This window comes from Paraburkholderia panacisoli (assembly GCF_008369935.1).
Classification (GTDB): domain Bacteria; phylum Pseudomonadota; class Gammaproteobacteria; order Burkholderiales; family Burkholderiaceae; genus Paraburkholderia; species Paraburkholderia panacisoli.
Window position 1 is genome coordinate 16292 of the sequence record NZ_VTUZ01000012.1, and the last position, 18743, is coordinate 35034.

The 18743-nt window shown below is 64.0% G+C and carries 13 protein-coding genes; 8 read left to right on the plus strand and 5 right to left on the minus strand.

The window, feature by feature from the left end:
• The first annotated feature begins 270 nt into the window (after positions 1-270).
• Both FVF58_RS19115 and FVF58_RS19120 read left to right on the plus strand, forming a co-directional pair.
• Complete coding sequence (locus FVF58_RS19115) at positions 271-777, plus strand: OmpA family protein (protein ID WP_149671444.1); 507 nt, start codon at positions 271-273, stop codon at positions 775-777.
• Positions 778-1093: 316 nt separating this feature from the next.
• Positions 1094-1363 carry a hypothetical protein gene (locus tag FVF58_RS19120; RefSeq protein ID WP_149671445.1) on the plus strand — a complete coding sequence of 90 codons (270 nt, stop codon included), beginning with the start codon at positions 1094-1096 and terminating at the stop codon, positions 1361-1363.
• Between the two features lie 173 nt (positions 1364-1536).
• On the opposite strand, the gene htpG is transcribed toward FVF58_RS19120, so the two are convergent.
• Positions 1537-3435, minus strand: coding sequence for a molecular chaperone HtpG (gene htpG, locus FVF58_RS19125; protein WP_149671446.1), 1899 nt, complete (start codon positions 3433-3435; stop codon positions 1537-1539).
• A gap of 198 nt (positions 3436-3633) precedes the next feature.
• Complete coding sequence (locus FVF58_RS19130) at positions 3634-5088, minus strand: aminotransferase-like domain-containing protein (protein ID WP_149671447.1); 1455 nt, start codon at positions 5086-5088, stop codon at positions 3634-3636.
• Between the two features lie 279 nt (positions 5089-5367).
• Here FVF58_RS19130 and FVF58_RS19140 point away from each other — a divergent pair, with 279 nt between their 5' ends.
• The 6 genes from FVF58_RS19140 to FVF58_RS19165 all read left to right on the plus strand — a co-directional run bounded on the left by FVF58_RS19140 (position 5368) and on the right by FVF58_RS19165 (position 13232).
• On the plus strand, positions 5368-6069 hold the full coding sequence (locus tag FVF58_RS19140) for a VOC family protein (RefSeq protein WP_149671449.1): 702 nt from the start codon (positions 5368-5370) through the stop codon (positions 6067-6069).
• Between the two features lie 76 nt (positions 6070-6145).
• Positions 6146-7342 carry an aminotransferase-like domain-containing protein gene (locus FVF58_RS19145; protein WP_149671450.1) on the plus strand — a complete coding sequence of 399 codons (1197 nt, stop codon included), beginning with the start codon at positions 6146-6148 and terminating at the stop codon, positions 7340-7342.
• A gap of 66 nt (positions 7343-7408) precedes the next feature.
• Complete coding sequence (locus tag FVF58_RS19150; protein WP_149671451.1) at positions 7409-7873, plus strand: RidA family protein; 465 nt, start codon at positions 7409-7411, stop codon at positions 7871-7873.
• Positions 7874-8085: 212 nt separating this feature from the next.
• Complete coding sequence (locus FVF58_RS19155) at positions 8086-9006, plus strand: PhzF family phenazine biosynthesis protein (protein ID WP_149671452.1); 921 nt, start codon at positions 8086-8088, stop codon at positions 9004-9006.
• A 518-nt stretch (positions 9007-9524) separates the two neighbouring features.
• Positions 9525-11879: a bifunctional diguanylate cyclase/phosphodiesterase gene (locus tag FVF58_RS19160; protein ID WP_149671453.1), complete on the plus strand. Its 2355-nt coding sequence runs from the start codon at positions 9525-9527 to the stop codon at positions 11877-11879.
• A 144-nt stretch (positions 11880-12023) separates the two neighbouring features.
• Positions 12024-13232: a chromate transporter gene (locus FVF58_RS19165; RefSeq protein ID WP_149671638.1), complete on the plus strand. Its 1209-nt coding sequence runs from the start codon at positions 12024-12026 to the stop codon at positions 13230-13232.
• Positions 13233-13322: 90 nt separating this feature from the next.
• Here the strand turns inward: FVF58_RS19165 and FVF58_RS19170 are convergent, their stop codons facing one another.
• The 3 genes from FVF58_RS19170 to FVF58_RS19180 all read right to left on the minus strand — a co-directional run bounded on the left by FVF58_RS19170 (position 13323) and on the right by FVF58_RS19180 (position 18419).
• Entirely contained in the window at positions 13323-13781 is a 459-nt protein-coding gene (locus tag FVF58_RS19170; RefSeq protein ID WP_149671454.1) for a CopD family protein, read from the minus strand.
• A gap of 267 nt (positions 13782-14048) precedes the next feature.
• Positions 14049-16373 (minus strand): DNA topoisomerase IV subunit A, encoded by a 2325-nt coding sequence (gene parC, locus FVF58_RS19175; RefSeq protein ID WP_149671455.1) that lies wholly within the window; start codon positions 16371-16373, stop codon positions 14049-14051.
• Between the two features lie 60 nt (positions 16374-16433).
• On the minus strand, positions 16434-18419 hold the full coding sequence (locus FVF58_RS19180) for a DNA topoisomerase IV subunit B (RefSeq protein WP_149671456.1): 1986 nt from the start codon (positions 18417-18419) through the stop codon (positions 16434-16436).
• Positions 18420-18743: the final 324 nt, after the last annotated feature.

An 18743-nucleotide genomic window follows, 5' to 3' on the forward strand; every position in this document is an offset into this window, starting at 1 on the left:
TTATAACGGCGCGGCCAGGCGGGGTTTTCCGCGCGCACATGCTTCGCTGCGCGGCGGTCGAGCGACAACGGCAACAGCAGCGCCAATGCCAATGCCAATCACCTCGCCACGGATACCGATGCGCCGCAACCAGCTTGCTCGTTTTCGGAAACGTCTGATTTCCCCCGCCCAGCGACGCGCGATAAAACCTTCGTGCTTTAGACAAGCCGGCGGTTCGTCCGCATTCGCAGGCCGCGCCGTCCAATTGCACAATCAACAAGGGAGAAGAAAATGAAAAAAGTCCTGCGCGCAATGTCGTGCGCGTTCTCGGTGTTGCTGGTGGCGGGCTGCGCTGCACCGCTCAATCGCGATGCGGAAGTCGCGCTGAACAAGGCGGTCGGCATCGACGTGGCGTCAGTCGCGGACGGCGTCGCGGTCAAGCTGCCGGAAACTGCGCTGTTCGACTTCAACAAGTCCGAAGTGCGCGCCGATTCGGGGGCGGTGGTCGACCGTTCGGCGATTCTGCTCAAGCGCAGCAAGCAACCGATCGTCGTCGAGGGTTATACCGACAACGTCGGCACCCTCGAATACAACCAGCAATTGTCCGAAGCGCGCGCGACTTCAGTGGGTTACGCACTGGTCGCACGCGGCGTAGCGCAGGATCGCATTCGCACGAAGGGCAACGCGTTCAACAACCCGGTGGCCAGCAACGATACGCCCGAAGGACGCGCATTGAACCGGCGCACGGAGATCATCGTGCGCGGTGAATCGATTGATACGCTAATGGGCAAAAAGTAAGCATCGGCGCACTCCGGAGCATTCGGGCGACTTCGGCTTGCGTCTGCACGGCACAAGCCCGAGCGCGCCAGACGCGCGCCCTCTTCGAATCACGCCATCCACCGCCGCGCTACCCGCGCGCATCAACGCGCACCGGTTCAACATTCCGCCGCATGCGTCGCCGGCGTCAGCCGGCTCGCGTTTTTAGATCACACCGCTTCATCTCAATTTATAGTCGTTGATCTAACTTATTTAGTTAACCATAATAAATTCAGACCGACGCAAGCTTAAACCACGGCAGTCGATCTATTCGACAGAAAACACTTCGGAGTCCAACTTGAACACTGAAAATCTCAAAGAAACTTCTGATCGTATCGCCCGCCTTGCGACGCTCGTTTTGCAACGCACCGAGGCCACGCATCAGGAAAAAGAACTGGCAGGCTCGGCGCTGGCGCAGCACCACACGGCGAAGCAGACCAGCCGGGCCATCGGCAGTCTCGCGGCCAGGCTGCTCGGCGACCATACGGCCAGTTACGAGACGAAAGAACTGGCTGGCTGCGTGCTCACGCAAGTACGTCGCTTGCAGGAGCCGGGTTCCGCTGCTTGATGAATCGCGGCTGAACGCCTTGACCTGACACGTCGGAACCGGCGCGGAACCGGCAGCGTGATCGGCGCCGCCGCGACAGGCAAAAAAAATGCGCTGCCGAAGCAGCGCATTTTTCAACCACAAGCGTCCGCGCGACGCTGCCGGCTCATGCCGACGTCATGCTCACCGCGCGCTCAACCTGCACGCGCCAGCAGCAGCGCATTGGTCCGCTTCACGAAGCTCGCCGGATCTTCCAGCGCGCCGCCTTCGGCGAGCAAGGCCTGATCGAACAACAGATGGCACCAGTCATCGAAGTTCGCGCTGTCCGCGTGCAAGCCCTTGACCAGCGCGTGCTCCGGATTCACTTCGAGAATCGGGTGGAACGACGGCGCCTGCTGGCCGGCAGCCTTCAGCATACGCTGCAGATAGCCGCTCATTTCGCCATCGTCGGCGACGAGGCACGACGGCGAGTCGGTCAGACGGAATGTCAGACGCACGTCCTTCGCCTTGTCCTTCAGCGCTTCCTTCATCTTCTCGACGAGTGGCTTGAACTCTTCGCCGACCTTTTCCTGCGCCTGTTTTTCCTCGTCGTTCAGCGCGCCCAGATCGAGGTCGCCGCGCGCCACGCTTTGGAGCGGCTTGCCGTCGAATTCGTTGAGGAATGACAGGATCCACTCATCGACGCGATCGGTCAGCAGCAGCACTTCCACGCCCTTCTTGCGGAACACTTCGAGATGCGGGCTGTGGGTCGCGGCCTGCCAGGTGTCGGCGGTGACGTAGTAGATCCTGGTTTGCTCGGGCTTCATGCGCGCGACGTAGTCGGCCAGCGACATGGTCTGCTCGGGCGTTTCCGTATGCGTGGACGCAAATCGCACCAGCTTCGCGACGCGCTCGCGATTGGCGAAATCTTCGCCGATGCCTTCCTTCAACACCTGGCCGAACTCCTTCCAGAAGCCGGCGTACTTTTCCTTGTCGGCGTCGTTCTCCGAGTTGGCCAACTCTTCGAGCATCGACAGCGCGCGCTTGGTCACGCCCTCGCGGATCGCCTTCACGTCGCGGCTTTCCTGCAGGATTTCGCGCGACACGTTCAGCGGCAGATCGCTCGAATCGACCACGCCCTTCACGAAACGCAGATACGCCGGCAGCAGTTGCTCGGCGTCGTCCATGATGAAGACGCGCTTCACGTACAGCTTCAGGCCGCCGCGCTGCTCGCGGTTCCACAGGTCGAACGGCGCGTGGCTCGGCACGTACAGCAGTTGCGTGTACTCGCTACGGCCTTCCACACGGTTGTGGGTCCACGTGAGCGGGTCCTGATGATCGTGCGAGATGTGCTGATAGAACTGCTTGTACTGCTCTTCGCTGATGTCGTTCTTCGCGCGGCTCCATAGCGCGCTCGCCTGGTTGACGGTCTCGTCCTCGTCCTTCGTGACCATCTCGCTCTTTTCCGCGTCCCACTCTTCCTTCTGCATCAGGATCGGCAGCGCGACGTGGTCCGAGTACTTGTGGATGATCGACTTCAGACGATGCGACGACAGCAGGTCGTCCTCATCCGCACGCAGATGCAGCGTGATGGTGGTGCCGCGCGCGGCGCGCTCAATCTGCTCCACCGCGAAATCGCCCTCGCCCGCGCTGACCCAGCGCACGCCTTCCGAAGCCGGCAAGCCGGCGCGGCGCGTTTCGACCGTGATCTTGTCGGCGACGATGAAACCCGAATAGAAGCCCACGCCGAACTGGCCGATCAGCGCTGCGTCTTTCTGCTGGTCGCCGGAGAGCTTGCCGAAGAACTCCTTGGTGCCCGAGCGGGCGATCGTGCCGAGGTGCGCGATCGTTTCGTCGCGGCTCATGCCGATGCCGTTGTCGTCGAGCGTGATGGTGCGCGCGGCCTTGTCGTACGACACGCGAATCCGCAGGTTCGGATCGTTCTCGTACAGCGCGCTGTTTTCGATCGCTTCAAAGCGCAGCTTGTCGGCTGCGTCGGATGCGTTCGAGATCAGCTCGCGCAGAAAGATTTCCTTGTTGCTGTACAGCGAATGGATCATCAGTTGCAGAAGCTGCTTCACTTCTGCCTGAAAGCTCATGGTTTCTTGTGCCATGGTCGGACTTCCTCTCTGTTGCGAATGGGGTTCAGGCTGGGTCTGGCGCTCCGGCAACGGCGGCGTTCGGCGCGCCCTTGCGCGCCGGACAGCCGCGCCGGGCCGCCGGGACCGACGGGTTGCCGGTCGGCCAGCTAGCGGCCGCCGGCCAATGCAGCGCCGGATCGTCCGCGTAACTGGGGGCGAACCGGCGCGGTTTCAAGAGGCGCGCCGCGCGACGCCGTCGAGATAGCGGCACAGAAACGCTGCCAGTTCAGGATCGCCGCAGTTGGCGATATTGAAGCGCATCCACGTGGTCGGCGACTGCTGCGGCGAAAACAGACTGCCGGGCGTCAGCAGGAAGCCGGCTTCGTGACCCGCGGCCGCCAGCGCACCGGCGTCGACGCCGGTGTCGGCCCACAGAAACATGCCGGCCGAGGGCGTCAGAAACAGCTTCATGCCGGTCTTTTCCAGCATCCGCGCGGACTTTTCGCGCACCCCGTCGAGGCGCGCGCGCAGCCGCTCGACGTGCCGCCGATAGTGGCCTTCCGTCAGAATCTTGTACAGCACGCGCTCGTTCAGCTCCGGGCTCGTCATGCCGACCAGCATCTTCTGGTTGCTGACCGCCGTCGCCACGTCCGGCGCGCACGCGATGAAACCCACGCGCAGATTCGGCGCAAGCGTCTTCGAAAAACTGCCGAGGTAGATCACGCGCTTTAACTGATCGAGGCTGGCGAGCCGCGTGCCCGGATTGCTCGGCGGGCACAGGTCGCCGTAGATATCGTCTTCGACGACGATGAAGTCATACGCTTCCGCGAGGCGCAGGATGCGGAACGCCTGGGCCGCCGTCAGCGACGTGCCGGTCGGGTTTTGCAACACTGAGTTGATTACCAGCATTTTCGGCCGCCACGTCTGCACCAGCGATTCGAGTGCGTCGAGGTCGGGGCCGTCCGGCGTGTACGGCACGCCGACCAGCCGCGCGCCTTGCGACGCGAAACACCCGAACATCTGAAACCAGGCCGGATCGCCGACGATCACCGCGTCGCCCGGCTTCACGTAGATGCGCGAGATCAGGTCGATTGCCTGCGTGACGCCGGACACCATCACGATCTGATCCGGCGACGCACCGATCTCCAGTTCCTCGAGCCGCGTCTGCAATTGCTGGCGCAGCGGCAGAAAACCCTGCGGCGTGCCGATGCCGAGCATCTGCGCACCGCTTTGCCGGCCGAGCGTGCGCAGCGCGTTGGTGATCAGGTCGCCGTCGAGCCAGCGCGCCGGCAGATAGCCCAGGCCCGGGCTGCGCTCGGGGCGCGCGCCGGTGTACAGCATGTTGCGCAGCAGCCATACGACGTCGATCTTGGTCGGCGCAGGCGCCCCTTCCGCGTGCGGGCGAATCTCCATCACCGTCGCGCCGCCCAGCCGCTCGCGCACATAGAACCCGGAGCCGCGCCGCGACTCCAGATAGCCTTGCGCCACCAGCCGCTCGTACGCTTCGACCACCGTGAAACGCGACACCCGCTTGTCGAGCGCGAGCTTGCGGATCGACGGCATGCGCATGCCGGGGCGGAACACGCGTTCCTCGATACGGCGGCGCGCCCACTGCACGAGTTGTTCGACGAGCGTCAGCGCGGACGTGTCGTGCGGGGCGGGAATCTGGGCGAGCGGGACGGACATGGCGGGCTCCAACTGTACAGAACAGTATCGAGTCGATTGTACCGTTACTGTGCCGGTCGTCGCCGCTACATTCGAGAAGCAGCACAGGGTGGCGACGCGGCGCGGGCGCAGCCGGACAACGGCCCAGCCGCTCGCACGCGTTTCCGGCGACATCGGCGCCTAACCCATCCGCATGGCCCGCCGATCCGGCAAACGGTTATGCTTACTGCCCCGGCAGCGCCGCCAGCACCCCAACGCGTGTACCGGTCTGCGTAGAAAACCGTTTCTCCTCGATCCGCCATGACAGCCCATCCGCTCCGTCTCGATCATCTCGTGATTTCCGCGCGCACCCTTGACGAGGGCACGCAGTACGTCGCCGATACGCTTGGCGTCGCACCGGCCGGCGGCGGCGCGCATCCACTGATGCGCACCCACAACCGCCTGCTGAACCTGTGGGACGACGTGTATCTGGAGGTGATCGCCGTCGATCCGCAAGCCGCGGCCATGCCGGATGCCGCCGCCGGCGGCGACACGCCGCGCCCGCGCCTGTTCGCCCTCGATGACCCGGCGACGCACGCGCGGCTCGAAAACGGCCCGTACCTGTCGCATTGGGTCGCGCGCGTCGAGCGGCCGAAGCGGCTGTCGCTGTGGCAGGCCCAGTACCCGCAACGTATTGCGCCAATCGTGCCGATGACGCGCGGCGATTTCACCTGGGGCCTGTCGGTGCCCGACGACGGCGCTTTCCCCAGCTGGGAAGGCGCGGGCGACGGCGTGCTGCCCTCGCTGATCCAGTGGGACTCGCCGCGCCATCCGTCGGACGCGCTGCCGGCCACGGGCATCGCGCTGAAAGCGTTGAAAGCCGTGCATCCGCAAGCCGAGCGGATCAGTGCGCAATTGCACTGGCTCGGCGCGGTGCATCTGCTCGATTTGCGGGCCACCGAAGGCGCCCCGGCGCTCGTCGCCGAGTTTGAAACACCTGATGGTCTACGGACCCTCAAATAAGCCAGCGCGCGCGGGTCGCCAACTCGCGCGATAATTGTAATTTTGCCCAGTTCCACAGATACCAGCCGAGGAGACCATGGATCAAAGCGACTTGAAAGCCCCTACGTGGCAATTGTCCGAACGCGCGCGCAAGCTCACCAGCTCTGCGATCCGCGAGATTCTGAAGGTCACGGAGCGGCCCGAAGTCATTTCGTTCGCCGGCGGCCTGCCTTCGCCGGCCACCTTCCCGGCCGAGCGCATGCGCGAAGCAGCCGACCGGATTCTGCGCGACAGCCCCGCCGCGGCGCTGCAATACAGCGCGACCGAAGGCTACCTGCCGCTGCGTGAATGGATCGCGCAGCGCTATTCGGTGAACGGCGCGCAGATTCGCGCAAGCCAGGTGCTGATCACCACCGGCTCGCAGCAGGCGCTCGATCTGCTCGGCAAGGTGCTGGTGTGCCCGGACAGCGCGGTGCTGGTCGAAACCCCGACCTACCTCGGCGCGCTGCAATCTTTCTCGATGTACGAGCCGCACTACGTGCAGGTCGCGACCGACGACCAGGGCCTGATCCCCGCCGCGCTCACGCCGGGACTGACGAAGGGCGCGCGCCTGCTGTACGCGCAGCCGAACTTCCAGAATCCGACCGGCCGCCGTCTGCCGATCGAACGCCGCCGCGCGCTCGCCGAATTCGCGAAGACCGCGCCGTTCCCGGTGATCGAAGACGACCCATACGGCGCGCTCGACTACGCGGGCGAGCCGCTGCCCACCATGCTGTCGATGGCGCCGGACCACATCGTCTATCTCGGTTCGTTTTCGAAGGTGCTCGCGCCGGGCCTGCGCGTCGGCTTCATCATCGCGCCCGAGGAGCTGATCTTCAAACTCGTGCAGGCGAAGCAGGCCACCGACCTGCACACGCCGAGCTTTACGCAGCGCATCGTGCACGAGGTGATCAAGGACGGCTTCCTCGACACGCACGTGCCGACCATTCGCGAGCTGTACCGCAATCAATGCGCGGCAATGCTCGCTTCGCTCGAACGCTACATGCCCGAAGGCGTAAGCTGGAACCGTCCGGAAGGCGGCATGTTCATCTGGGTGAAGCTGCCCGCGCAGATCGACAGCATGAAGCTGCTGGAAGAGGCTGTCGCGCAGAACGTCGCGTTCGTGCCGGGCGGTCCGTTCTTCGCGGACAAAGCGCAACACAACACGCTGCGTCTGTCGTTCGTCACGGTGCCGCCGGCGAAGATCGATGAAGGCGTCGCGCGTCTGGGCGCGCTGATCCGCGCGAAGATCTGAGCGCTCGTCGCGCGATCTTCACGCGGCTCGCGTGATCGAATTCCACTACTGAATCGAGGACACAACATGGCTCAAACGAATGTGTACGACAAGCTCAAGGAACTGGGCATCGAACTGCCCGTCGCCGGCGCGCCCGCAGCCGCCTATGTGATGAGCGCGCAAAGCGGCAACACGGTCTACCTGTCCGGTCACATCGCGAAGAAAGACGGCAAGGTGTGGACGGGCAAGCTCGGCGCCACCCTCGGCACCGACGAAGGCAAGGCCGCGGCGCGCGCGATCGCCATCGACCTGCTCGCCACCCTGCACGCGCACGTGGGCGATCTGAATCGCGTGACCCGCATCGTCAAGCTGATGAGCCTCGTCAACTCGACGCCCGAGTTCACCGAACAGCATCTGGTCACCAACGGCGCGTCCGAACTGGTCGCCGACGTGTTCGGCGAACGCGGCAGGCACGCGCGCTCGGCGTTCGGCGTTGCGCAGATCCCGCTCGGCGCGTGCGTCGAGATCGAGATGATCGCTGAAGTCGAGTAACGGACTCGCAACAGCAAAGCGCATAAAAAAATCTGCACCGGCAATTCAACCAGCATCGCTGGCGGTTTAACCTGGCAGTCCGTTCAGAACGCGTCGCGAAGTGTTAGCCACTCGCGGCGCGTTTTGCATTTGTGCAAAGGTGGATGGTTGCCGCGCCAGCGGATAGAATCCGCGAATCCCGTTCAACCGTTTGATTCGCTGGACCGCGCCCCATGCCTGCCCGCACTGTTCGTTTCAAACAAGTCGACGTGTTCACGTCGGTGCCGCTCAAAGGCAATCCGCTTGCCGTCGTATTCGACGCCGACGCGCTCGATGCGCAACAGATGCAGGCCATCGCGCACTGGACCAATCTGTCCGAAACGACTTTCCTGCTGAAGCCGACCGACCCGGCCGCCGACTATCGCGTACGCATCTTCACCACGCATGGCGAATTGCCGTTCGCGGGTCATCCGACGCTCGGCACAGCGCATGCATTGCTCGAAAGCGGTTATCAGCCGAAACAGTCCGGCAAGCTGGTCCAGCAATGCGGCGTGGGACTCGTCGAACTCGAGGCGCTGACCGAAGCGGCCAATACGACCAACACGGCCGATCAGGCGCACGGCGCGTGGGCCTTCGCCGCACCGCCCGCGCGGATCACGCCGCTCGCGGCGGATCGCTACGCGGCACTATCTACGGCTTTGCGTAGCGACGCGGTCGACTTCAGCGCCGCGCCCTGCGCAGTCGACAATGGTGCGCCCTGGCTCGTGGTCCGTTTGAATTCGGCGCGCGATTGCCTTGCGCTCGAACCCGACAGCGCGGCGCTCGCCGAACTCGTGCATTCAGTCGACACGCATGGGCTCGCGGTATACGGCCCGCACGACGCCGATGGCCCCGCGACCTTCGAGGTGCGCTGTCTGATGGCGGGCGGCGGCTTCGGCATCGGTGAAGACCCTGTGACCGGCAGTGCCAATGCCGCGCTCGCCGGCCTTCTGAGCGCGCAGCAGCGACGTCCGGGCAAGCGCTACACTGCGCGTCAGGGCACCGTGCTGGGCCGTGCCGGACAGGTCTCGGTGCATTACGACGACGCACGCGGCAAGACGTGGATCGGCGGCTCGTCGGTGACGATTATCGACGGTACGTTTTTGCTGCCGTGAGTGCGAAGAAACGCAAAGAGCAACGCTGAGATGCAATAAGCGCGGCGCGCGCAATGAATGCATACGCGCCCGCATCTCGAGCATGCGGATTCAAACACTGCGCGCCGCATCTCGCCGCGCTTAACCACAAAAAGCCGCATCGTTTTAACAATTAATGCAACCGGCATTGCAGCGGACCTTCGAGACCTGGCACACCTGAACACCGAACCCGATGAAATATTCAAAACGAGTGCCACGTCGCGACCGCAAGGCAGTTCGCGCCGGCTGCAAATCCAATCGCAGCGGGCGTTTTGCTGCGCCAGCGTATACCCGATGCCCGGACCCTTCCTTAATCCAGTGGCATTAAGTAATATCGAAACGTACCCGATGACCTGTGGACGGTCAGGCCAGGCATGGCACCACGCCTGCTCCTTGCGCAGCAGTTCCGGCACCTTGGTCACCATGCAGCCATCCATGAAATCAGCGCAGTCGCAGCTCGTGTGTTTGCAGCCTGCCGGCACTCAGGTACGGGCCGCCCAATGAACCCATCCCGCTTCGCCGACCAGCGCGAGGTCAAACCTCGCCGCGATCCGGTCGTGACGCGCCGGCGGGCTCTGCTCGTCATTCCCGCACTTGGCGTGCTGGTCCTGATCCTGCTTTGGACCGTGATCTTCGCGCGCCTGTCGGTTGAAAAAGAAGCGACTTATCGTGAAGCAATGGCCTCTGCTGCAATTCTCTCCGCAGCGCTGGAGCAGCACACGATCAAGGCAATTCACCAGGTCGACCAGATCACCCGTTTTGTCAAATACGAGTTCGAGAAAACGCCGGATCATTTCGATCTGTCCAGCACGGTCGAAAAAGGCGTCGTGCAAAGCGAGACTCTCGTGCAGGTTTCGTTGATCGATGAGCATGGCAAGCTGATCGCCAACACGGCCGAGCTCAATCCCAAACACATCGACCTGTCCGACCGCGAACACTTCAAGGTCCACGAACACGAGAACGACGACCAGCTGTTTATCAGCAAGCCGGTGCTCGGCCGTGTGTCCCGTCACTGGACCTTGCAGATGACGCGGCGTCTGAATCATCCGGACGGCTCGTTCGCGGGCGTCGTGGTGGTCTCCGAAGACCCCAGCTACTTCACCTCCGACTTCTACAACAACGCGGCGATCGGCCGCGAAGGCGTGATCGCGGTGATCTCGGACAACGGCACCGTGCTCGCGCGGCGCACCGGCAGCGCTGAAAAGGCCAACGGCACATTCTCGGCGAGCGGCTCGTATCCGAACTCGGAACACGTATCGGGCACCTATGTCGATTCGATCGACAACGTCACGCGCATCGTCTCGTACCGGCACATCGATGGCTATCCGCTCGGCGTGCTGGTCGGTCTTTCGCAAGCCGAAGAATTCGCCGACTACAACCACACGCGCAACGTCTATCTGCTGATGGCAGGCTTCATCTCGCTGGCGATGCTGAGCTTCTTCGCGGTCGCGACCGGGTTGATCGGCAAACTGCTCGGACGCGAGCGCGAGATGACGCATCTGGTCGAATACGATCTGCTCACCGGCCTGCGCAATCGCTACGCGACGCTGCAATCGCTGCGGCACGACGTGGCGCAACCGGGCAACCTCGGCCACCTCGCGATCCTCTTCATCGACCTCGACAACTTCAAGACCGTCAACGACACGCTCGGCCACAACGCCGGCGACATCGTGCTGCAAATGACGGCCTCGCGGCTCGCCACCGCGGTCGGCGACGGCGGTGCGTTAAGCCGCATCGGCGGCGACGAGTTCGTCGTCGTGATCAAGGGAGACGACGTCGAGAAGCGCGCGGTCACGCTGGCCGAGGCCGCCGCCGAAGCCTTCGCGAAACCCTTCGAAGTACGCGGCAGTTCGTTCGTACTGCATGCGAGCATCGGCATCGCGCTGTATTCGGTGGCCAACGAGAGCGAGATCGACCTGTTGAAGAAAGCCGACCTCGCGATGTACAGCGCGAAGGACGCGGGCAAGAACTGCTACCAGTTCTATTCGCCGCACCTGTCGCATCGCGCGGATCATTTGATGAAGTGGGAGCAACAGCTGCGCGTGGCGCTCGCCGAAGGACAACTGTTTCTCGCCTATCAGCCGAAGATCGATCTGACCGCGCGCTGCATCACCGGCTTCGAGGCACTGGTGCGCTGGAATCATCCGCAGCACGGGCTGATTCCGGCAAACGAATTCATTCCGGTTGCCGAATCGACCGGCCTGATCGTGCCGATCGGCGACTTCGTGATCGACACCGCCTGCCGCCAACTGGCGCTCTGGCAACAACAGGGCTACGACACGTTGTCGCTCGCCGTGAACATCTCGGCGGTGCAGTTCTGGCGCGGCGATCTGTACGAAACCATCTCGCATGCGATCGAGGAAACCGGCATCTCCGCGCGCCGCCTCGAACTCGAAATCACCGAGACGGCAATGATGGAATATCCCGAACTGGTGTCGGAGAAAATCTTCGCGTTGAAGCGCCTCGGCGTGCGTATCGCGCTCGACGACTTCGGCACCGGCTATTCGTCGCTGTCCTATCTGAACCGCTTTTCAGTGGACACGCTGAAGGTGGATCGTTCGTTCATCCAGGCAATTCCCGGCGACCGCAGCGTCTGCGTGATGGTCACCGCAATCGTCAATCTGGCGCGTTCGCTCGGACTGACGGTGGTGGTCGAAGGCACCGAAACCGAAGAGCAGATCGCATGGCTCGCCGCGCTGGGTCATATCGAGGCGCAGGGTTTCCTGTTCTCGCGCCCGGTGCCGGTGGAAGCGATCCCCGCGCTGCTCGAACGCTTCGGCGTATGCGGGATGACGGGCCGCCGCGCTGCGCACGAAACCGACCGCACCAGTAGCGTCTCCAGCACTAACGACTAGCGCGGCCCCGCTCGCCATTGCGCCGGAAAACCGGCTACATTCACGCTGTACTACGCCTCAGCGTGATGCCGGTCGCGAGCCGTGTGATCCCAGACACCAATGATCCAGAAGACGGGCGCCCGCGTGCCGGGCCCCCGTGACGCCATGCAGACGATCACGAGCCAGGATGCTGTCAGACGAGGGGAACGGGAACCGCTATGGACGCTGTTTCGGGTCGTGTTCGGCCTGTCGGCGTTGTCGTGGGGCGGCCTCGCGCTGATGGCGCAACTCGAACACCACTACGTCGAACGCGAGGGGCGGCTCTCGCGGGTCGCGTTCTCCGATCTGATCGCGCTGGCGTGGATGGTGCCCGGCCCGGTGGGATGCAACGTCGCCGTGCAACTGGGGCACGCGCTGCGCGGACGTTCCGGCGCATGGGTCTCGGGCATCGCCAGCGTGCTGCCCTTCTTCATGCTGATGACGCTGTTCGCGATCTTCTACCGCTCACCGCTCGTACACGTCGCCGCTTCGCAAACGCTGCTCAATCACTTCAGCGTGGTGCTGGCCACGCTGATCGCGATCACCTGGTACAAGCAGACGCGCGCGCTGGTGCGCGGCAGGCTCGAATGGATCGCAGCGGTGCTGGGTTGCGTGGCGCTCTTTTATGCGCACAGCGCCGCCGCTTATGTCGTGATGCTGGGCTCGGCCTTCGGCGCCGGATGGTTCGTGAGCCCGGTGCGCAACAGCCGCCTCGTGGTATCGCTGCGGCGCGGCGACTGGCAGATGCTGAGCGCGCTAGGTGTGTTGTTGCTGCTGTTCGCGCTGCCGTTGCCGCATCGCTATGAACTGGCGCTATTGTGGCCGCGCCTCGCCGGTGCCGGCATGACCTTGTTCGGCGGCGGATTCTCGGCGTTGCCGGTGCTCAAGACGCTGTTCGTCACGCCGGCGATCGGCATATCGGATAACGACTTCACGCTGGCATTTTCTCTGTCGCCGCTCTCGCCCGGACCGCTGTTGAACGTGGTGCCGTTCTTTGGCTACCTGGTGGACGGCTGGGCCGGCGCGGTGCTTGCGACGCTTGCGCTGTTCGTGCCGTCGGGCTGCCTCGTCGTGCTGGCGCAGCGGCATCTGCATCAGTTGAAGGCGAATCCGCGCTTCGAGCACGGCATGAGAGTTCTGCGTGCGATGACGACCGCATTCCTCGTGGTTGCGGTGCTGCGCATTGCCGCGCATGTGCCGTTCCAACCGGTTTATCTGCTGACCGCGCTGTTCTCCGCGACGTGCTTCGGCAAACTCAAGGTGCCGGTGTACATCGTGTATGGAACGGTGGCGGTGGTGTGCGGGCTGTGGCTGGCCTACGACGCGCTGCCTTGAATAGCAGCGGCATTGTGGCATTGGCAATGGCAGAGACAGCGGTAGCCAAAGCCAATGCGGCAATGGCACCGCCCCCGCAAAAACCCAGCCTCAGAACCCGCGCGACAGCACCGCGACGCCGACCGTCACGACGCCGAGCACGATATTGATCAGCACCAGACGCCGCACCGTGCCCACCGCCCGCGCGCCGTCGGGCCATTTCTGCGCCTGCACTGCGCGGCGAATGCGCGGGAAAACAGCAAAGCGTATATGCCCGAAGATCAGCATCATCACGATGCCGAGGCCAGCCATGGCGTGCAACGGCCAAGTGGCGTGACCGCCGCCGAACTGCATCAGCAGAAAGCCGCCGGTCAAAAGAATCACCAGCACCGCCGCGGCGACCCAATTGAAGAAACGGCCGAACACCGACTCCCACAACGGCAGGCGCAATTGGGGCGAAAGATCGGCAATGGCCGGGCGCAAGCAGAAATGCGCGAACACCATGCCGCCCACCCACACCGCAACCGCGAGCAGATGCAGAAAGAGCGCGAGTTCGATAGCCTTGATCATGTTGTTTTCCTCTCCCGACGACGCCGCACCGCCTGGGCGATTGCTATTGGTTGGCAGCGGCTGTTGAGCGCGTTCGACCGCGCACTGTGCACGCAGTTCCGGACGCCCGCGACTTTCCCGTCGATTTTTAGTTGTTATTGCAGCGCGCCCGATGCCGCGACGCCGCCGCCCCCCGCTCTGTTACTACACGCCACGCTCTTGATCGACCGCGCATGACGAGCGCCTTGCATGCTATCAGACGCTCGCCGCGCACCAGCATCAATTTTGTCAGGCCGCCAGCACCGGACGCATGCCGTCGAGCTTCATCTTGCTCTCCGGCGCACGGCCCTTGCGCGCGCGCTTGCCGACATGCGGCGCGAGCGCGGCGCCGCTCAGCTTCTCTTCGTCCACGCGGCCGCCGCGGCGGGTGCCGATCAGCATCACGCCCGCGTGGTTGATCGCCAGCGCCTGCAGCAGGGTTTCATTGTCGTCGAGCGCCATCAGCGTGACGCCGCGTCCACCGCCCGAGAGCGTCTTCATCTCGTCGAGGCCGAACACTAGCAAACGCCCACCCGACGACAGACACGCGATCTGCGCGGCGCCGGGCAGCATCGGCATCGGCGCGAGCGGCGCGGCGCCGGCGTCGATTGTCATGAACGATTTGCCGGCCTTCACGCGGCTCACCATGTCGCCGACCTTCGCGATAAAGCCAAAACCGTTGCTCGACGCGAGCAGCAACGCCTGATCCGCCGAGGCCGCGTAGTAGTGCATCAGGTGGCTGCCCGACTCCAGTTCGATCAGCGACGTGACCGGCACTCCGTCGCCACGCCCGCCCGGCAGCAAGGCCACCGCCACCGAATAGACGCGCCCATTGCTGCCCCACGCGACCAGCGTGTCCGGCGTGCGGCACTGAAACGCCGCGTACAAGCCGTCGCCGGCCTTGAACGTGAAGCCCGCCGTATCGAGCCCATGGCCCTTCAACGCGCGCACCCAGCCCTTCTGCGACACCACCACCGTGACCGGTTCGTCGACCACGCGCGCCTCGAACGTCGCGCGCTTTTCCTGCTGGATCAGCGTGCGGCGCTCGTCGCCGTATTGCTTCGCGTCGCCCTCGATTTCCTTGATGAGCAGACGCTTCATCGCCGATTCGCTGCCGAGCAGTTCTTCGAGCTTGGCTTTCTCGTCGCGCAGCTCGGCCAGTTCCTTCTCGATCTTGATCTTTTCGAGCCGCGCCAACTGACGCAGACGAATTTCAAGAATGTCCTCGGCCTGGCGATCGGACAGCCCGAACGCGGCCATCAACGCCACCTTCGGCTCGTCCGACTCGCGAATGATGCGGATGACTTCGTCGATATTCAAAAAGACGATCATCCGGCCTTCGAGGATGTGAATCCGGTCGTCGACCTTCGACAGACGATGACGCGTGCGGCGCGTGACCGTGGCGAAGCGGAACGCGATCCACTCGTGCAGGATTTCGCTCAAGCCCTTCTGACGCGGCCGGCCGTCGCCGCCGACCATCACCATGTTCAGCGACGCGTTCGACTCCAGGCTCGTATGCGCGAGCAGCGAATTGACGAACTCGGTCTGATCGATGCGGCTCGACTTCGGCTCGAACACGAGACGCACCGGCGCGTCCTTGCCGGACTCGTCGCGCACCGCGTCGAGCAGCCCCAGCATGGTCTGCTTGGTCTGCAACTGCTCGGGCGTCAGCGTCTTCTTGCCGAGCTTGATCTTCGGATTGGTCTGCTCTTCGATTTCCTCGAGCACCTTCTGCGCGGCCGTATTCGGCGGCAGTTCGGTGATCACCAGTTGCCACTGGCCGCGCGCGAGGTCTTCGATCTTCCAGCGCGCGCGCACTTTCAGACTGCCGCGGCCGGTTTCGTACGCCGCGGAGATTTCCGCCTCGCTCGAAATGATCTGGCCGCCGCCGGGGAAGTCCGGCCCCGGAACGTACTGCATCAACTCGGCATGCGGCAGCTTCGGATTGCGAATCAGCGCGACCGCCGCAGCCGCGACTTCGCGCAGATTGTGCGACGGGATTTCCGTCGCCAGCCCGACCGCGATGCCCGACGCGCCGTTCAGCAGCACGAACGGCAAGCGCGCCGGCAGCACCTTCGGCTCCTGGAACGAACCGTCGTAGTTCGCCATGAAATCGACCGTGCCCTGGTCGATTTCACTGAGCAGCAGTTTCGCGATCGGCGTAAGACGCGCTTCCGTGTACCGCATGGCCGCCGCGCCGTCGCCGTCGCGCGAGCCGAAGTTGCCCTGGCCGTCGATCAGCGGATAGCGCATCGAAAAGTCCTGCGCGAGACGCACCAGCGCGTCGTACGCCGACTGATCGCCGTGCGGGTGATACTTGCCCAGCACGTCGCCGACCACGCGCGCCGACTTGACCGGCTTCGCGTTGTCGGCGAGACCCATCTCGTTCATCGCGAACAGGATGCGGCGCTGCACCGGCTTCTGGCCGTCGCAAACGTCGGGCAGCGCGCGGCCCTTGACCACGCTGACCGCGTATTCGAGGTACGCGCGTTCCGCGTAGTTGCCGAGCGTCAGAAAGTCGCCTTCCGGGGGCGGCGGCTCGGTGAAAAGGTCGAGAGTGTTATCGTCGTCCATCTAGATTCCGTATCCGTGTTTGGCTTGAAGTGTGTGCAGAGGCAGAGCGCGATGGCGCGCTCAGATGTCCGCTTCCACCTCGTTGCCCTTTTCTTCCAGCCAGCTGCGCCGCGACGCCGCTTCACCCTTGCCCATCAGCATCGTCATGCGCGCGACCGTGGCGTCGTAGTCGAGCTCGCCCAGCGCGACCGGCTGCAAGCGCCGCGTGTCGGGGTTCATCGTGGTGTCCCACAGTTGCTCCGCGCTCATTTCGCCGAGGCCCTTGAAGCGGCTGATCGACCATTGCGTGTCGCGCACGCCGTCCTTGCTCAGCTTGTCGAGAATCGCTTCGAGTTCGCCTTCGTCGAGCGCGTACAGCTTCTGCGCCGGCTTCTTGCCACGCGCGGGCGCGTCGACGCGAAAGAGCGGCGGACGCGCCACGCACACATGGCCGCGCTCGATCAGTTGCGGGAAATGTTTGAAGAACAGCGTGAGCAGCAACACCTGGATGTGCGAGCCGTCGACGTCCGCGTCCGACAGAATGCAGATCTTGCCGTAACGCAGATTCGACAGGTCGACCTTGTCGTCCGGGCTGTGCGGATCGACGCCGATCGCCACCGAGATGTCGTGCACCTCGTTATTCGCGAACAGGCGGTCGCGCTCGGTTTCCCACGTGTTCAGCACCTTGCCGCGCAGCGGCAGGATCGCCTGGTATTCCTTGTCGCGGCCCATCTTCGCGGAGCCGCCCGCCGAGTCGCCCTCGACGAGGAACAGTTCGTTGCGGCCGATTTCCGTCGACTCGCAATCGGTCAGCTTGCCCGGCAGGACGGCGACGCCCGAGCTCTTGCGCTTCTCGACCTTCTGCCCGGCGCGGGTGCGCGCCTGCGCCTGCTTGATGACCAGGTCCGCGAGTTTCTTGCCGTGCTCGACGTGCTGATTGAGCCACAGCTCGAGCGCCGGCCGCGCGAACGACGACACCAGCTTGACCGCGTCGCGGCTATTCAACCGCTCCTTGATCTGCCCTTGGAATTGCGGATCGAGCACCTTCGCCGACAGCACGAACGACACGCGCGCGAACACGTCTTCCGCGAGCAGCTTCACGCCCTTCGGCTGCAGGTTGTGCAACTCGACGAAGCTCTTGACCGCCTGATACAGACCGTCGCGCAAACCCGACTCATGCGTGCCGCCCGCGGGCGTCGGAATCAGGTTCACGTACGACTCGCGCATCAGCGTGCCTTCCTCGCTCCACGCGACCACCCAGGCGGCGCCCTCGCCTTCGGCAAACGTCTCTTCGCTCGCGCGCGAGTTTTCGACGTAACGCTCCCCCTCGAAGAGCGGAATCAGCAGGTCGCTGCCGTTCATCCCTTCGAGCAGATAGCCGCGCAGGCCGTCCTCGTACTTCCAGCTTTGCTGCTCGCCGGTTTTCTCGTTGATCAGCGTGACTTCGACGCCCGGCAGCAACACCGCTTTCGAGCGCAGCAGACGTTGCAGTTCGCCGAGCGGCAGGTTCGGCGAGTCGAAGTATTTCGGGTCGGCCCACGCGGTGACGCGCGTGCCGGATTTCTTGTCGCCCTTCGCGGCGGCCCGCACTTCGAGCTGCTTCGCGACGTTGCCGTGGGCGAAGCTCAGTTCGGCGATCTTACCGTCGCGCCAGACGGTGACGTCGAGGCGCGTGGACAGCGCGTTGGTGACCGACACGCCGACGCCGTGCAAGCCGCCCGAGAACGTGTATGCGCCGCCGGCGGCCTTGTCGAACTTGCCGCCCGCGTGCAGGCGCGTGAACACGATCTCGACGACCGGCACGCCCTCTTCCGGATGCAGGCCGAACGGAATGCCGCGGCCGTCGTCTTCGACCGAAACCGAATGGTCCGCGTGCAGCGTGACCGTGATTTGCCGGCCGTAGCCGCCGAGGGCTTCGTCCGACGCGTTGTCGATAACTTCCTGAATGATGTGCAGCGGATTCTCGGTGCGGGTGTACATCCCGGGCCGTTGCTTGACCGGCTCCAGGCCCTTCAACACCTTGATCGACGCTTCGCTATACGCGGCGTTTGGCTTTTTCGTAGACATGGTTGACTCGGGTGCGTCGGTTCATCGTTGTCCACAGGTCCTGTGGAAAGGTCCGTGGACAATGCGTTGAGTTTTCAAAAAAAGCGAAACGAAACAACGGGGTTAGGTGGGGTGCCCGCAGTGCGGGCAGGCTGTTTTGTCGCGCGGCTTCCCGTTGGCGCGCCCGGCGGCGCTCACTGGCGCGACCAGGCCGGTGCGAACACAGGGGAAGCCTGTTCGCGGGGTATTTTACTGATTTCGATAACGGCGGCAATTGACCATTCGCGGGATTGGCCGTCTGGATGAGGTGCGGCGGGCGCTATGCACGGACTGGCGGCGTGAGGC

Excerpts from the sequence above, each read along its gene's own strand:
- FVF58_RS19115 (WP_149671444.1), top strand. The coding sequence starts at position 271 with ATGAAAAAAGTCCTGCGCGCAATGTCGTGCGCGTTCTCGGTGTTGCTG.
- htpG (WP_149671446.1), bottom strand. The coding sequence starts at position 3,435 with ATGGCACAAGAAACCATGAGCTTTCAGGCAGAAGTGAAGCAGCTTCTG.
- FVF58_RS19130 (WP_149671447.1), bottom strand. The coding sequence starts at position 5,088 with ATGTCCGTCCCGCTCGCCCAGATTCCCGCCCCGCACGACACGTCCGCG.
- FVF58_RS19140 (WP_149671449.1), top strand. The coding sequence starts at position 5,368 with ATGACAGCCCATCCGCTCCGTCTCGATCATCTCGTGATTTCCGCGCGC.
- FVF58_RS19145 (WP_149671450.1), top strand. The coding sequence starts at position 6,146 with ATGGATCAAAGCGACTTGAAAGCCCCTACGTGGCAATTGTCCGAACGC.
- FVF58_RS19150 (WP_149671451.1), top strand. The coding sequence starts at position 7,409 with ATGGCTCAAACGAATGTGTACGACAAGCTCAAGGAACTGGGCATCGAA.
- FVF58_RS19155 (WP_149671452.1), top strand. The coding sequence starts at position 8,086 with ATGCCTGCCCGCACTGTTCGTTTCAAACAAGTCGACGTGTTCACGTCG.
- FVF58_RS19160 (WP_149671453.1), top strand. The coding sequence starts at position 9,525 with ATGAACCCATCCCGCTTCGCCGACCAGCGCGAGGTCAAACCTCGCCGC.
- FVF58_RS19165 (WP_149671638.1), top strand. The coding sequence starts at position 12,024 with ATGCAGACGATCACGAGCCAGGATGCTGTCAGACGAGGGGAACGGGAA.
- FVF58_RS19170 (WP_149671454.1), bottom strand. The coding sequence starts at position 13,781 with ATGATCAAGGCTATCGAACTCGCGCTCTTTCTGCATCTGCTCGCGGTT.
- parC (WP_149671455.1), bottom strand. The coding sequence starts at position 16,373 with ATGGACGACGATAACACTCTCGACCTTTTCACCGAGCCGCCGCCCCCG.
- FVF58_RS19180 (WP_149671456.1), bottom strand. The coding sequence starts at position 18,419 with ATGTCTACGAAAAAGCCAAACGCCGCGTATAGCGAAGCGTCGATCAAG.